Below are 14,055 nucleotides of genomic sequence, written 5' to 3' on the forward strand. Positions count from 1 at the left end.
ACGCGGCATTTCGGTAGTTTTCAACCCAGTTGTCCAAATAGCCACGTTTAAGCGGCCAGTTTATTGAGCTCTATTTCCTGTTGCTTGCCAGGATTGAGCGATACCGATCCGGTGGCCTCCCAGCGTCGGATATCGCCCGACCAGCGCCCGGGATTCAGGCGCTTGGCACGTTCATATACGGCTTTTCGGTGGGCCAGGCGCTGGGTATCCACGCCTCGATGCCGGTCGGCGGGCGTAACGAAGTTGATGCCGCTGTGAAGGTGCTGTTTGTTATAGGCGTGCTCGAACGTCAACATCCATTTACGCACGGCGGCCAGCGATGCAAAGCCCTTTGTGGGCCACGCCGGGCAGTATTTGACGGTGCGGAACAGCGCCTCTGAATAAGGATTATCGTTGCTCACCCGGGGGCGGCTGTGGGACATCAGCATACCCAGTTCCGCCAGCCTAGCGCGCAGAGTGTACGAGGTCATCGGCGCACCGTTATCCGAGTGCAAAATTGGTGGCGTGTGCCAGCAGCTTTCACGCAATAGAGCGCGCTCCACCAGTTGCTTCGCCAAGTCGCCGGACTCGTTGTCATACACGTCCCAGGCAATGATCTTGCGACTGTAGACGTCCATGATCAGGTAAAGGTACCAGTGCTCGCCACGGACTACAGAGGGGCAGTAGCTGATGTCCCAACTCCACACCTGGTTCGGGCCCGAGGCGGTAAAACTGGTCGGCTCAGCGAGCTTTCGGGCCGGTTTCATGCGGCCTCGGTGGTTTAGCTGTTGGTGCTTTTTCAGCACCCGATAAAACGACGATTCCGAGGCCAAATAACGGCCTTGGTCTGCCAGTCGCGGGACTATTTGCGACGGTGGCAAGCTCCGGTATTCCGTTTGGCAGCAAGTGGTTAGAATCGCCTCTTCTTCCGCTTGAGTCAGCTGATGGGCCTGCACAACCCGCACGGCCTGTGAGCGCTGATCCGTGGTCACATCGCCATTGGCCTGCCGCCAGCGTTTTAACGTGCGCTGGCTTAGCCCCATCAGTTCTGCCGCCTTGTAGCGAGCGGCGCCACCAGCTACCGCTTCATCAACGTCTTGTAGCAGCCTTGTACGTTCGCTCAACGGCGTCAGTTGTCCTCGTTGTCCGGGTCTTCGCCGTACAAGGCTTCGAGCTTTTTTGACAGCACCAGTAACGAGGTCGTCTCCGCCAAGGCCCGGTCTTTACGGCGAACCTCCGACGTCAGCTTCTTGATCGTCTGGCGGTCTTCTTTACGCTGTTTTTGGGCCGTTTTTTCCTGATCTTCGTGCCGATCGGCGCCTTGGAGGCAGGCGTCTTTCCAGCGCTGCACCTGCTCAGGATATACGCCCTTTTCCCGGCAATAGGCGCCAAGCTCGGTCTCCGACAGGGGAGCTGTTTCAATCACCACGGCCAGCTTGGCATCAGCCGACCATTCGTCTCCGGTCTTACGCTTGCCTGGCACAGGCACTCCTTGTTGTCGGCATGTTTTCAGCCAACCATACAGGGTTGCGTTCGCTATGCCTTCCTCGGCGGCGACCGACGCCACACTACGGTTTTCTGGCGGTAATAGTTTCTTCAGCACCGCGGCTTTACGTTCCTTGGAATAACGTGGCATGAACCATCCTATGCCGCCCATTCTGATGTTAATTTAGGCGAAATCGCCAGCTGGACAACTAGGCTGACAGAGGGGGATTTGGCATCATTCCAGATCTGTCTTCGTTATAATTTTTATAGAAAAGGCTTTAGTTCAGAGCAGAATAAAAAAATGCCCATGAGCAAGGTCCTTAAAAACATTACGAAAACAAATCGCGAATAATTCTGAATGATATGGATTACAAAAACAACGTAAAACAGCGTTTTATAATAATAATTTGATCTTGATCAAAAAACACACTTACTCTAACGCGTCAATTTGCATATCGTCTGACCGGCGCTGCATAAACCAGTGGGTCGCGCCGAGCACCGGCTCGGTGGCGACGGTAGTAAAGCCAAACCACTCATAAAGCCTGACGTTTTCCTGCCGGTCGGTTTCCAGATAGCCGGCGAGTTGACGCTTATCCAGCTCATCGCACAGGCATTGCAGCAGCGCGCTGCCGATGCCCTGGCCCTGCCACTTCGGCGCCACCGCCAGCGGGCCTAAGTGGCCGTGGCGGGGCATTTTTGCGTCGCGTTGTTTCCAGATACGCGTCCAGCGATACAGGTTCCACAACACGTGCCACAGGCCAACCGGGCCGCAGATCAAAAACAGCGCCGGCAAGGTGCAAAGCTTATCCTTCAGCGCCGGCTGGCATTGGCCGGGCAGGGAAAAGCCGGAAACGCCCACCAGCTTATCTTCGATAAACGCGCCAAACACAACGCCCTCTTGGGCCTGACGGCGCATAAAGGGCGCAAACATGGCGACAAGCGCTTGCCGGCGGCGCTCGGGATTGTTGCCAAAGGCGCAAACGTGAGTGGGATTATCACGCATGCCCTGCCCCAGCAGTGCGCTGGCGGCGGGCATCTCCGAAACGCTCAGGCGGCGAAGACTATACGGCGACGACGGGTTAAACGGTGCTGAAGCCAGCATCTCTCCTCCTTTCTGACGCTAGTGGGTGGCCAAAAGTGTGGAAAGGAGGTAGATATAAGCCAGGTGCGAGCATCAAAAGTACAGCGTGCCGGTCAGGCTGGCGCTACGTTCAGCACCGGGTACTTCGCCGTAGGCGTCATAAGAGGTATCCAGCAGGTTCTGACACTCCCCGCCCGCCGCGCTAAGCGCTTTGGGCGAGGGTTCTTGGGTTGCCCCGAGAACCTTCCTGCTTCAACACGCCTTCACTAGACAGTGGCTACGCCGCTGCCCCCGATCCAGTCGCTCCACAGGCTAACCCCGCCAGCCCGGCGGTTCGGATATTGTTGGCTGCGTTAATGTCGCGGTCGATGGCCTGGCCACAGCCCTCGCAGTGCCAGTGGCGCTGCGATAGCGGTAGCTTTTTAACCTTGTGCCCGCAGCCGTGGCACATCTTGCTGCTCGGCAGCCACTGGCTCACTTGCACCAGTTGCCGGCCTGCCCATTCGGCTTTGTAGGTGAGCTGGCGCACAAACTCGCCCCAGCCCGCATCGCTGATGGCCTTGGCCAGCGCCCTGTTTTTTATCATGCCGGTGATGTTCAGCGTCTCAACGCAAATAACTTGGTTTTCGTTAATGAGCGTTCGAGTCGCTTTATGGATGGCATCGCGGCGGCAGTCGGCAATACGGGCATGGAGCCGCGCCACTTTTTGGCGCAGCTTATGGCGATTGTTCGAGCCCTTTGTCTTCTTGGCCAGGCGGCGTTGTAGGTACGCCAGCTTCGCTTCATAGCGTTTTAGATGACGAGGATTGCCGGACTTCTGGCCGTCCTGGGTGATGAACAGATCGGTCAGCCCCAGATCAATACCCACGGTGTTGGGTATGATCGGTAGCGCCTTGGGCGTGAACTCGCACAGGCAACTGATGAAATAGCGACCGGCGCGATCTCGTGAAAGGGTGATGCTGGAAGGCGCGCTGACTAACGGGCGGCTCCAGCGGATCGGCAGCGGCACCTTTGTCTTGGCAATGGTGATTTCGCCGTCCCGATAACGAAAGGCGGCTTTCGTCAACCGGATCGACTGGCGGCCATCCTTGCACTTAAAGCGCGGATAGCGTGCCTTGAGCTTGGGGTTGAAGAAATTATCGAACGCGGCTTTTTGATCGCGCAGCGTTTGTTGCAGGATCACGCTGGAAACGTCTTTCAACCAGGGGTGTTCGGCTTTTAGAGCGACCAGCCGTTTTTCCGCTACCGAATGCGATACGGATTCGTCCCGCTGCTGATAAGCCTCGGTGCGATAATTCAGGGTGTTATTCCAGACAAACCGCGCACACCCGAACGACTGTGCAAGCAGCAAAGCCTGCTCGGGGGTGGGATAAAATCGTTCTTTGTAGGCGCGCTTTGTCATACTGTATATTTATCAGGTATTGATGGTCATATCAAGACAAGCACCGCGTTGCGGTGCGCCCTTATATCACCGCCCGCATTGGGCGATGCTTTACGGGCGATTTGGTAAAGGTCGAGCCCCAGGTCAAAGTGCTCGCTGTGCCCCAGGCCCAGCCGGGCGTTGAGCGTGCCGTAGCCCGACGCGCGTGAGGTCAGTTCGCCGTCGGCGTTGCGCAGCTTGGCACCGCTTTCACCGCGCAGATACAGGTCGGCATCAGCCATCAGGGTGTCAGACACCGGCCTTGCGTGGCGCACCCCGGCACGCCCGCTAAAACGTGGTGTACCGCTATCGGTGGTCGTCACCTGGCCGTAGTCCAGCTCACGCTCGAGCACGCTGCCCTTGGCATAAAGCGTCGTCGTATCCAACGTCGGCAGGGCGTACTCCGCCAGCAGTTCAAGCCCGGTGGTATTGGCCCGGTCGACGTTGATGAAGTGCCGCGGCGCGGGCCCCGGGCCAGCGGCGGGCAGGTCTTCCTCGCCGATGTAGTCTTTGGCGCGGGTGTGAAACAGCGTCGCATCCAGGGTGACCGGCCCGCCGCGATAGCGTGCGCCCAGCTCCAGCGTGTTGGCGCGCTCCGGCGATAAATCGGGATTGCCGTAAACGGCGGTGCCGCTGGCGCTGGTGGTTAAAAACAGCTGCTCCAGAGTCGGGTAGGAATAGCCCTGCGCCAGATTAGCGCGCAGCGACCAGTCATCACTCGGCCGATGAACCAGGCCAAGCGAGCCCAGCAGCCGTTCGTCGCTGTTGTCGGTGAGAGGCTTGTCGCTGCTGGCGTCAAGGTTTGCCTCCACCAGATACCCGCGCGCGCCCAGGTAGAGCGTGGTGGCATCACTCAGCGTCAGCGCCTGCTGGGCGTAGGCGGAGAACGTCTCGATATGAGCCTCGTCCTGAATCGACTTGGTCTGATGCTGCCCTTGAGGCGGCGGAAACGGCAGAAACACCCGGGAGGTCTTGTCGGCCTCCAGGCTGTCATGCTCGTACTCCACGCCCACCAGCGTCTTGCCCGGCGCGATCAGATCAAGCGTGGCCCGGGTATTCATGCCGTAGGTGATCTGGCGGTCATCGCTTTCGCTGCCGATGGCTCGGCCGGAGGCCATTTCGGCCTGGCTTTCAAAGCGCCGGTCCACGGTCTGGTAATACACACTGGCCTTGAGCTCGCCAAGCCATGGCGTCAGTTCCGTGCTTTCGTAAAACAGGCCGCTCTTGCGCAGATCGCGCTGGGGCAGGCTCACCGAGAAGTCGGTAAAGCCGGCCGGCGGCGGGCTGTAAACGTCGGCCTCAAGCCGATACTGGTCGGCCTTGAAAGCCAGATAGTGCTGCGCATTGAAGCGGTAGCCCAAGTGAGTCGAGAGCTGATCGTGAGCGTGGCCGGTATTGTCCAGCGTGCCGTCCGGCGTGCGGCGATCGCCCTCGTCGCCCACCCCGGCGGATACCCGCCAATCGACGTTTCCCCGTGCGCCCTGCAACGTGGCGCTGGTGCTGCCGCCCCGGGTGGCGCTGTGGCCGGTGGCCGTGACGCTGCCGGAGAACGGCGTATCGCCGCCGCGCCGGGTGATGATATTAACCACCCCACCGATAGCGTTCGAGCCGCTGAGTACCGACGACGGCCCGCGCACCACTTCGATGCGCTCGATAGTAGAAGGGTCCAGCAGCAGCGGCGCGCCTTTGGGGGAATGATCGGTAAGGGCGTGGCCGTCGATTTGCACGGTCACCCGCCGAGAGGATTCACCGCGCAGGGTAATACGCGGCATGCCCGGCGAGCCGTTGTCTTGGATCGTCAGCCCGGGCACGTCGCGCAGCAGCTCGGCGACGCTTGCGGAAGAGGCCCGCCCCAGGGCAGCGGCATCAACCGTGGAGACCGAGGCCGGGTTATCAAATACCGAGACCTGCTGCCCGGTGCCCAGCACCACCAGCGTATCCAGCGCCTCTGACTCGGCGGCCTGAACGCCGCCGACGCCCACCATCGATATGCCTGCCGCCAACAGCCAGCGCTTGTCCCTGTTATTGAGCATGTACCCTCCTGAACGCTCGCCGGCTATTGCACATCAACACCGGTATAACAGGCATGTAAAACGATTCTTCAGCGGGCCTCAAACACAAAAATGACGCGGGATGATCTGTATCAATCGGGGTGAATATTTACCACTGCATGAACTCCTGTCTTGCCCCAATCACCGTTTTCTCGTCACCGCGCTGGTGTTGCTGGGAATGGCAATGATCATGCTCGGGCTAAGGGATTCTTAAAGACATTATGGTATCCAAAATAGCCTAAAATAGGCTATAATAGACACCATAATAGCCAAAGGTGCACGATATGCCGCGTTTTCTCTTGCTTGATGATAGCGACGTGCAGCAGGCGTTTGCCGCCTATCTGCGCCGGCGGCGCGATGAAGAAGGCCTTTCCCGGGAAGCGCTGGCCAAGCGCAGCACCGTGCCTGCCTCTACGCTGAAGAAATTCGAGCTGACCGGGCAAATCTCGTTTCGCCAGCTACTGCTGCTCTGGCAGTGTCTGGACGACCTCAAGCGCCTGTATGAGCTGACCCAAACGCCGGAACACGACCGATCCCGCCAGCCTGCCTCCATTGAGGAGGTGCTGAAAGATGGCTTTTAGCCCCATACAAAAACTGGACGTTTACCGCACGCTCACCACCGGGACAAACGTTCCGGTAGGAACATTGGCACAAAATCGCCGTGGTGTATTCTTTCAGTACGACGCGGACTATCTTGCCCGGCTGGGCAGCCTTTCCCCTTTTACGTTGCATGCCACCACGGCACTGCAAAAAGCTCCCAAAGAACCCCACGATGGTCTACACGGCCTGTTTGCCGATAGCCTGCCGGACGGCTGGGGACGGCTGCTGCAAGACCGCGTGTTTCGTCAGCACGGCATTATCCCATCACAGGTGACGCCAATGGATCGGCTGGCCTTTGTCGGCAAACGCGGCATGGGGGCGCTGAACTTTGCTCCGGTTTCCGACCTGCAGCCACCTGACACCGACGAGGTGGATATGGCGGTGCTGGGCCTTGAAGCCGAAGCTCTGTTTGATGGCCAGACCAACGACGTGCTCTCGGCGCTGGTCGCTGCCGGAAGCTCCGGCGGGGCTCGTCCTAAAGCACAGCTGTTCTTTACCGCCGATAATCCTGATTCATGCCGAACGTATCCGGCGTATGGCGATGATGCCTGGCTGGTCAAATTCACCTCGCAGAATCTGGCCCTTGGGCATGAAGAAGGCCTGTGCGAAGCAGTCTATTTAGCGCTGGCGAAAGCCGCAGGGCTTCAGCCGCCTGAATGGCAGCTGCTGGAGGCACCGAAAAGTAGTGGCGCGCGCGCCTGGCTTGCGGTCAAGCGATTTGACTGGTGTTGGCCAACTGACACGCACAGCGCCGGGCGTCTGCACATGCACAGCGCCTGCGGCCTGCTGGATGCCGATTATCGTGCGCCCAGTCTGGACTATCTGGATCTCATCAAGGCCAGCCGGCAGCTATGCCGCTCTCCCGCCGCCGGGCAGCTGCAGTTTCGTCGCGCGATTTTCAATTTATTGGCCTGCAATCAGGATGATCACAGCAAGAACTGGGCATTTTTGCAGGATGATAGCGGCCAATGGCAACCGGCCCCGTTTTACGATGCCACCTTCAGTCCGCACCCTTTTAATGAACATGCCACGGCCTTTATGGGATATGGCAAAAAGCCGCCGCTGAAAGCAATGCAGAAACTGGCCGACGCTGCAGGGTTTGACGACTGGCCCCGGGCACAGCGCCATATTCAACAGATGGCCGATGTGCTTACGGCGTTTACTGCCACGGCCCGGGATTACGGCGTCAGTGACAACACTATTTCGGAGATTCAGACCACGTTTGAACAGCGCCGCCGGGAAAACAGCGCGCTGCTGACGTAGTCGGCCTTTTGGCATTCACTCTATGTTCTGCACCTGCTCGCGCATCTGTTCGATCAGCACCTTGAGCTCGACGGCGCTGCGGGTGGTGTCGGCGACGATGGATTTTGATGAGAGCGTATTGGCTTCGCGGTTGAGTTCCTGCATCAAAAAGTCCAGCCGGCGGCCCTTGGGGCCGGGTTGGCCAAGCTGGCGGCGGACTTCTTCGACGTGGGCATCGAGGCGGTCGAGCTCTTCGGCAACGTCGCTTTTTTGTGCCACCAGCACCAGCTCGGCTTCGAGCCGCTGGGGGTCAAGCTCGGTGCGGGCGGCGTCGAGGCGCTCCAGCAGCTGGGCACGCTGGCGCTGTTGAAGATCCGGCAGCAGCTGGCGAACGGTGCTGACCTGCCGAGTAACGCCGTCGAGCCGAGTGGTGATCATCACGGCGAGCTTTTCGCCTTCGCGGGCGCGGGCGTCCAGCAGCTCGTCAATCGCCTGATCGAACAGCGCACGGGCAGCGGCGTTGATCGCCTCACCGTTGTGGCGGCGGCTTTCCTGCACGCCGGGCTGGTTCAAAAGCTCAAGGGCAGTGGGCGCGGCAGTGCCGGGCACTTCGCGCTGCACCACTTCTAAGGCGGTAGCAAGCTCGGCCAGGCGCCGAGTATTGACCGCCGGCGTGTGGCTGTCGTCAATGGCTTCAAGCCGCAGGGTGACGTCCACTTTACCTCGGGCAAGGCGCTGGCGCAGTGCTTCGCGCAGGTGCGGCTCCAGCGCGCGCAGGGCCTCGGGCAGGCGAAAGTTTGGCTCCAGATAGCGCTGGTTCACCGAGCGCAGCTCGACTTTCAACGTGCCGAATTCGGCGGCCTGCTTGGTGCAGGCAAAGGCGGTCATGCTGTGAACAGTGTTGTCACTGGCTTGGGTGGTATGGCGCATATCGACTCCCTGATGGCAGTGTCTTAAACATAACGGTTGCCAGTTTATCCGATATCCCGCCGGGGTCGGGCAAGGCATGTACAATAGCCTGCCCGATTTTCATCACAAGGTGCCCTATCATGAGCAAAACGCCGCAACCCGAGGTGATCCGCCCGAGCAATCGCCAGCACGACGAACCGCGCGACGTGCGTCTGACGCGCAACTACACCCGCCACGCCGAAGGCTCGGTACTGGTGGAGTTTGGCGATACCAAGGTGCTGTGCAACGCCAGCGTAGAAGCCGGCGTGCCGCGCTGGCTGCGAGGCAAGCATCAGGGCTGGGTGACCGCCGAATACGGCATGCTGCCCCGCGCCACCCACACCCGGGGTGGGCGCGAAGCCACTCGCGGCAAGCAGGGCGGGCGTACGCTTGAGATCCAGCGGCTGATTGGCCGCAGCCTGCGCGCGGCGGTGAACCTGAAGAAGCTCGGCGAGTTCACCATCACTGTGGACTGCGACGTGATTCAGGCCGACGGCGGAACGCGCACCGCGGCAATTACCGGCGGCTGCGTGGCGCTGGTGGATGCGCTGCGCTACCTGCAGCGCGAGAAGAAGATCAAGAGCGACCCGCTCAAGCAGCTGGTCAACTCGATGTCCGTGGGTATTTACAAGGGCGTGCCAGTGGTCGACCTGGACTACCCCGAAGACAGCAGCGCCGATACCGACATGAACGTGGTGATGACCGAGGGCGGCGATCTGATCGAAGTGCAGGGCACCGCCGAGGCGGGCGCGTTCAACCGCACCGAGCTCAACGCCATGCTCGACTTGGCCGAACAGGCCGGCAGCACGCTGACCCGCTATCAGCGCGAAGCGCTGGAAATGCGCGACTGATCAACAAGCCAAACGCCACGCGTTAAGTAAGAACCACAAGAAAACGATCCATAAAAAAATCCACAGGCCCTTCATCGTGCTGGCCTGTGGATAACGTTCTTTATCGTTCGCGCTTAGCGTTCTTTCCTACAAATCGAGATCGTACTCGACGATCAACGGGGCGTACTCGGAGAAGGTGGCGTCGTAGTCGATCCACGCATCCACCACGTGGCGGCGGAAGTTGGGGCCAACCATCTGGTAGTCGAGCCGCCAGCCTTCCTGACGCGTACGGGGCAAGTCCTGATCGAGCTTGGGCCACCAGGTGTATTCGTCGGCGCGGCGGTTTATTTCGCGGAAGGTGTCGATAAAACCGGTCGGGCCGAGCACGTTGTCCATCCACGCGCGCTCTTCGGGGCGAAAGCCCGGCGTCAGCTGATTGTCGGACCAGTTGGCCAGATCGAGCGTCTTGTGCGCCACGTGCCAGGTCCCGCAAATAATGTACTCGCGGCGCTTGCGCGACATCTTGCTCAGGTATTCCTGATACTGCTCCATGAAGTGCTGCTTGGCGCGCTGGTCACGGCCGTCGGGCATCAGGAAAGTGGCAATACTGAAGCGGTCGTAGTCGGCCTGCAGAAAACGCCCTTCCTGATCGCACTCGGGGAAACCCAGGCCGTACATGATCGCCTTGGGAATCTTGCGGCAGTAAAGCGCCACGCCGGAAAAACCGTCTTCTTCGGCATCCAGAAAGTAGCCTTCGTAGCCTTCGGGATAAAGAATATGATCGCCCAGCTCGAAACTTTTTACCTGGGTATCCTGCACGCAGACCACGTCGGCGTCCTGCTGAGCCAGCCAGTCCAGGAAACCACGCTCGACGGCACCGCGAATACCGTTGACATTGATGCTGGCAATTTTCATAAATCGTCCCTTTTGCGTCGCTGCTGTATGATACCCGACGTTTCCACCTTTGAGTAAATCCCCCCAGCAAAAATAGCGAGGAGCGCCGTGGCTGCCCCCCTACAACCGTATCAACGCGATTTCATTACCTTTGCCATTGAACAGGGCGTGCTCAAGTTTGGCGAGTTCACGCTGAAATCCGGCCGCATCAGCCCGTATTTCTTCAACGCCGGGCTGTTTCAGACCGGCGGTGCGCTGGCGCGCCTCGGGCGCTTTTACGCGCGTGCCATTGTGGATAGCGGCCTCTCCGCCGACGTGCTGTTCGGCCCGGCCTACAAGGGTATTCCGCTGGCCGCCGTGACCGCCGCGGCGCTGGCCGATCATCACGACCGCGATATGCCCTACGCTTTCAACCGCAAAGAGGCCAAGACCCACGGCGAAGGCGGCAGCATCGTCGGCGCGCCGCTGGCCGGCGGTATTTTCATCATCGATGACGTGATCACCGCAGGTACCGCGGTGCGCGAAGTCATGGACATCATCGAACAGCACAAGGCCCACGCCGCCGGGGTGATTATTGCGCTGGACCGCCAGGAACGCGGCCAGGGGGAAAAAAGCGCGATTCAGGAAGTTCAGGACAGCTACGGTATGCCGGTGGTCAGCATCGTCACACTGGACCAGGTGCTGGCCTATCTGGAAGAGCACGCCGGCCCCGAGATGCAGCCCCACGCCGAGGCGATCCGCGCTTACCGCGCGCGCTACGGCGTCAATTAAACCGCGCCCGTAAAGCCGTTTTGGCGCCACGCCTCATAGCTGACCAGCGCCACGGCGTTGGACAGATTCAGGCTGCGGTTGTTGGGCTGCATGGGCACCAGCAGCTTTTGCGCCTCGGGCAGGCTTGCATGCGCCTCAGCCGAGAGGCCGCCGGTTTCCGAGCCAAACAGCAGGACATCGCCCGGGGCAAAGGCCGCATCGGTGTAAAAGCGCGTACCGTGGGTGGTCAGCGCCCACACGGTGCGCCCCTGCATGGCCGCCTGAAAGGCGCTAAAATTGGCGTGCCGCGTGACGTTGGCCGCGTCGCGGTAATCCAGCCCCGCGCGGCGCAGCTTGCGCTCTTCCAGATCAAACCCCAGCGGCTCGATCAAATGCAGCCGGCAGCCGTTATTGGCCGCCAAGCGCATGATGTTGCCGGTATTGGGCGCCATGCGCGGTTCAAACAGCGCAATTTCGAACATGCTCGTGGTCTCGTATTTGGGGCAGTTGGTCATTATCGCAGCCACGCACGCGCTAATACATAGCGTCCGGCCCACGTTAGAACGTCGTATGAGCCAGCATCGGCACTTTTCAGACGCAGCCCAAGAGGTATTTCCCCATGAAGCCCAGCATTGCCCAGCGCATACGCGGTCTGAACCCCAGCCAGCAGGAAGCGGTGCACGCCATCGACGGCCCCTGCCTGGTACTGGCCGGCGCGGGGTCGGGCAAAACCAGCGTGATTACCACCAAGATTGCCTATCTGGTGAAAGAGTGCGGCATGAGTGCCCGACGCATCGCCGCCGTCACCTTTACCAACAAGGCCGCTCGCGAGATGAAAGAGCGCGTGGGCAGCATGCTGGTGGGCAAGGAAGGTCACGGCCTGACGGTGTCGACGTTTCATACCCTGGGGCTCAATATCATCCGCGGCGAGCTCAAGGCGCTGGGCTACAAGCCGGGCTTTTCGCTGTTTGACCCCGAAGACGCCAAGGCGCTGCTGCGCGACCTGATGAACAAGGATGCCCAGGTCGATGCCGAGGCGATCAACGCGGTGCAGGGGCAAATATCGCAGTGGAAGAACGACCTGGTGCTGCCGGGCGAAGCGCTGTCCCACGCCGCCGATGACGACGCCCACTTTGCCGCCCGGGTTTACGAAGCCTACGTGCGCCACCTGCGCGCCTACAACGCGGTGGATTTTGACGACCTGATTCTGCTGCCGGTGGTACTGCTGCGCGATAGCCCCGAGGTATTAGCGCGCTGGCAGCGCAAGATTCACTACATGCTGGTAGACGAATACCAGGACACCAACGTCAGCCAGTACCTGCTGGTGAAGCTGTTGATGGCCGATCGCCAAACCTTCACCGTGGTTGGCGACGATGACCAGTCGATCTACGCCTGGCGCGGTGCACGGCCGGAAAACCTGATTACCCTGGGCGAAGATTTCCCGCGCCTGAAGGTCATCAAGCTGGAGCAGAACTACCGCTCCACCGGGACGATTTTGCGCGCCGCCAACGCGCTGATCGCGCATAACCCCCACGTGTATGAAAAAACGCTGTGGTCGCAGATGGGCGACGGCGCGGCAATCCGCGTGGTGGTCAACCGCCACGAAGAGGCCGAGGCCGAGCGCGTGGCCAGCGAAATCCTCACCCGCCGGATCAAGGAATCCGCCGCCTGGCGGGACTTTGCCGTGCTTTACCGCGGCAACTTTCAGGCGCGGCTATTAGAGCTCAAGCTGCAGCACTACCAGATTCCCTACAAGATCTCCGGCGGCACCTCGTTCTTCTCCCGGGGCGAAATCAAGGATGCCATGGCCTACTTGCGCCTGTTGATCAACCCCGCCGACGATAACGCCTTTTTGCGCATCGTTAACGTACCGCGCCGCGAGATCGGCCCCTCGACGCTTGAGAAACTCGCCAACTACGCCACCGAACGGGGCACCGCGCTGTTCGCCGCCTGCCATGAGATGGGCCTTGAGCAGCACCTGCCCGAACGCGCCGTGGAGCGGCTGACGCGCTTTACCCAGTTTATTGACGGCGCGCGCCGGCGCATGGATAGCGGCGATGCGATTGCCGCCATCCGCCAGATGATGACCGAAATGGACTACGAAGCCTGGCTGTATCAGAACGCCAGCGCGCCCACCGTGGCCGAGCGGCGCATGGGCAACGTGTGGATATTGATTGACCAGCTGGAAAAATCGCTTAATCGCGACCCCGAAGACAATAGTCCTGAAGACAGCAACTCTGAAGACACGGATTCAACAGCCACCGAAACCGACAGCGTCGACGCGGCCATCTCAAGGCTGGTGCTGCGCGATATTCTCGAACAGCAGGCCGAAGAAGACGACTCCGACCGCGTGCAGCTTCTGACCATGCACGCCTCCAAGGGGCTGGAGTTCCCCCACGTTTACCTGATGGGGCTGGAAGAGGATTTGCTGCCCCACCGCAACGCCGTGGAAAACGGCAGCGTAGAAGAAGAGCGCCGGCTGGCCTACGTGGGTATTACCCGCGCGCGCCGCACGCTGACGCTGACGCTTGCGCGCCAGCGCAAAACCTACGGCGAGCTGTCGGACTGCACTCCGAGCCGCTTTTTGGACGAGCTGCCGGCGGAAGACCTGGACTGGGAAGGCCGTCCGGATAAAGAAGACCCCGAGAAAAAGCAGGCCCGCGGGCAAAGCGCGCTGGCCGATCTGCGTTCGTTAATCAACTAACGTTCAGGCACAAAAAACCCCGCAGGGCCGGCGGCTGAAAACCGGCTCCTGCGGGGTTTGGCGAATGCGGC

The 14,055-nt window shown here is 60.3% G+C and carries 12 protein-coding genes; 5 read left to right on the forward strand and 7 right to left on the reverse strand.

Going from position 1 to position 14,055, the window contains the following annotated elements:
• Window positions 1-47: 47 nt before the first annotated feature.
• The 4 genes from B5495_RS09220 to B5495_RS09235 all read right to left on the reverse strand — a co-directional run bounded on the left by B5495_RS09220 (window position 48) and on the right by B5495_RS09235 (window position 5,998).
• Window positions 48-1,615, reverse strand: a protein-coding gene (locus tag B5495_RS09220; protein WP_231897145.1) for an IS3 family transposase whose coding sequence is annotated in 2 segments (ribosomal slippage) — window positions 48-1,127 and window positions 1,130-1,615 — 1,566 coding nt in all. Because the reading frame shifts where the segments join, the coding sequence is not laid out codon by codon here.
• Between the two features lie 279 nt (window positions 1,616-1,894).
• Window positions 1,895-2,566 carry a GNAT family N-acetyltransferase gene (locus tag B5495_RS09225; RefSeq protein ID WP_079553166.1) on the reverse strand — a complete coding sequence of 224 codons (672 nt, stop codon included), beginning with the start codon at window positions 2,564-2,566 and terminating at the stop codon, window positions 1,895-1,897.
• Between the two features lie 256 nt (window positions 2,567-2,822).
• Complete coding sequence (locus B5495_RS09230; RefSeq protein ID WP_079553167.1) at window positions 2,823-3,947, reverse strand: RNA-guided endonuclease InsQ/TnpB family protein; 1,125 nt, start codon at window positions 3,945-3,947, stop codon at window positions 2,823-2,825.
• Window positions 3,948-3,973: 26 nt separating this feature from the next.
• Entirely contained in the window at window positions 3,974-5,998 is a 2,025-nt protein-coding gene (locus B5495_RS09235; protein ID WP_079553169.1) for a TonB-dependent receptor plug domain-containing protein, read from the reverse strand.
• Window positions 5,999-6,300: 302 nt separating this feature from the next.
• Between B5495_RS09235 and B5495_RS09240 the strand changes: the two genes are divergently transcribed.
• A complete protein-coding gene (locus B5495_RS09240) occupies window positions 6,301-6,597 on the forward strand; it encodes a helix-turn-helix domain-containing protein (RefSeq protein ID WP_079553171.1) in 297 nt (98 codons plus the stop codon).
• Window positions 6,587-7,879: a type II toxin-antitoxin system HipA family toxin gene (locus tag B5495_RS09245; protein ID WP_079553172.1), complete on the forward strand. Its 1,293-nt coding sequence runs from the start codon at window positions 6,587-6,589 to the stop codon at window positions 7,877-7,879. Before B5495_RS09240 ends, B5495_RS09245 begins: the two co-directional genes overlap by 11 nt.
• Window positions 7,880-7,894: 15 nt before the next feature.
• Here B5495_RS09245 and B5495_RS09250 read toward each other — a convergent pair whose 3' ends face one another.
• Entirely contained in the window at window positions 7,895-8,788 is an 894-nt protein-coding gene (locus B5495_RS09250) for a YicC/YloC family endoribonuclease (RefSeq protein WP_079553174.1), read from the reverse strand.
• A gap of 119 nt (window positions 8,789-8,907) precedes the next feature.
• Between B5495_RS09250 and rph the strand changes: the two genes are divergently transcribed.
• Window positions 8,908-9,657, forward strand: coding sequence for a ribonuclease PH (gene rph, locus B5495_RS09255; protein ID WP_079553176.1), 750 nt, complete (start codon window positions 8,908-8,910; stop codon window positions 9,655-9,657).
• Between the two features lie 126 nt (window positions 9,658-9,783).
• Here the strand turns inward: rph and B5495_RS09260 are convergent, their stop codons facing one another.
• On the reverse strand, window positions 9,784-10,551 hold the full coding sequence (locus tag B5495_RS09260) for an exodeoxyribonuclease III (protein WP_079553177.1): 768 nt from the start codon (window positions 10,549-10,551) through the stop codon (window positions 9,784-9,786).
• 87 nt (window positions 10,552-10,638) lie between these two features.
• Between B5495_RS09260 and pyrE the strand changes: the two genes are divergently transcribed.
• The gene (gene pyrE, locus B5495_RS09265; RefSeq protein ID WP_079553179.1) at window positions 10,639-11,301 is read left to right on the forward strand and encodes an orotate phosphoribosyltransferase; all 663 of its coding nucleotides are present in this window, start codon (window positions 10,639-10,641) and stop codon (window positions 11,299-11,301) included.
• Here the strand turns inward: pyrE and B5495_RS09270 are convergent.
• Entirely contained in the window at window positions 11,298-11,762 is a 465-nt protein-coding gene (locus B5495_RS09270; protein ID WP_079555012.1) for a tRNA (cytidine(34)-2'-O)-methyltransferase, read from the reverse strand. The two genes, pyrE and B5495_RS09270, sit on opposite strands and share 4 nt — an antisense overlap.
• A gap of 137 nt (window positions 11,763-11,899) precedes the next feature.
• Here B5495_RS09270 and rep point away from each other — a divergent pair, with 137 nt between their 5' ends.
• Entirely contained in the window at window positions 11,900-13,984 is a 2,085-nt protein-coding gene (gene rep, locus B5495_RS09275; RefSeq protein ID WP_079553181.1) for a DNA helicase Rep, read from the forward strand.
• Window positions 13,985-14,055: the final 71 nt, after the last annotated feature.

Source organism: Vreelandella subglaciescola, assembly GCF_900142895.1.
Classification (GTDB): Bacteria; Pseudomonadota; Gammaproteobacteria; order Pseudomonadales; family Halomonadaceae; genus Vreelandella; species Vreelandella subglaciescola.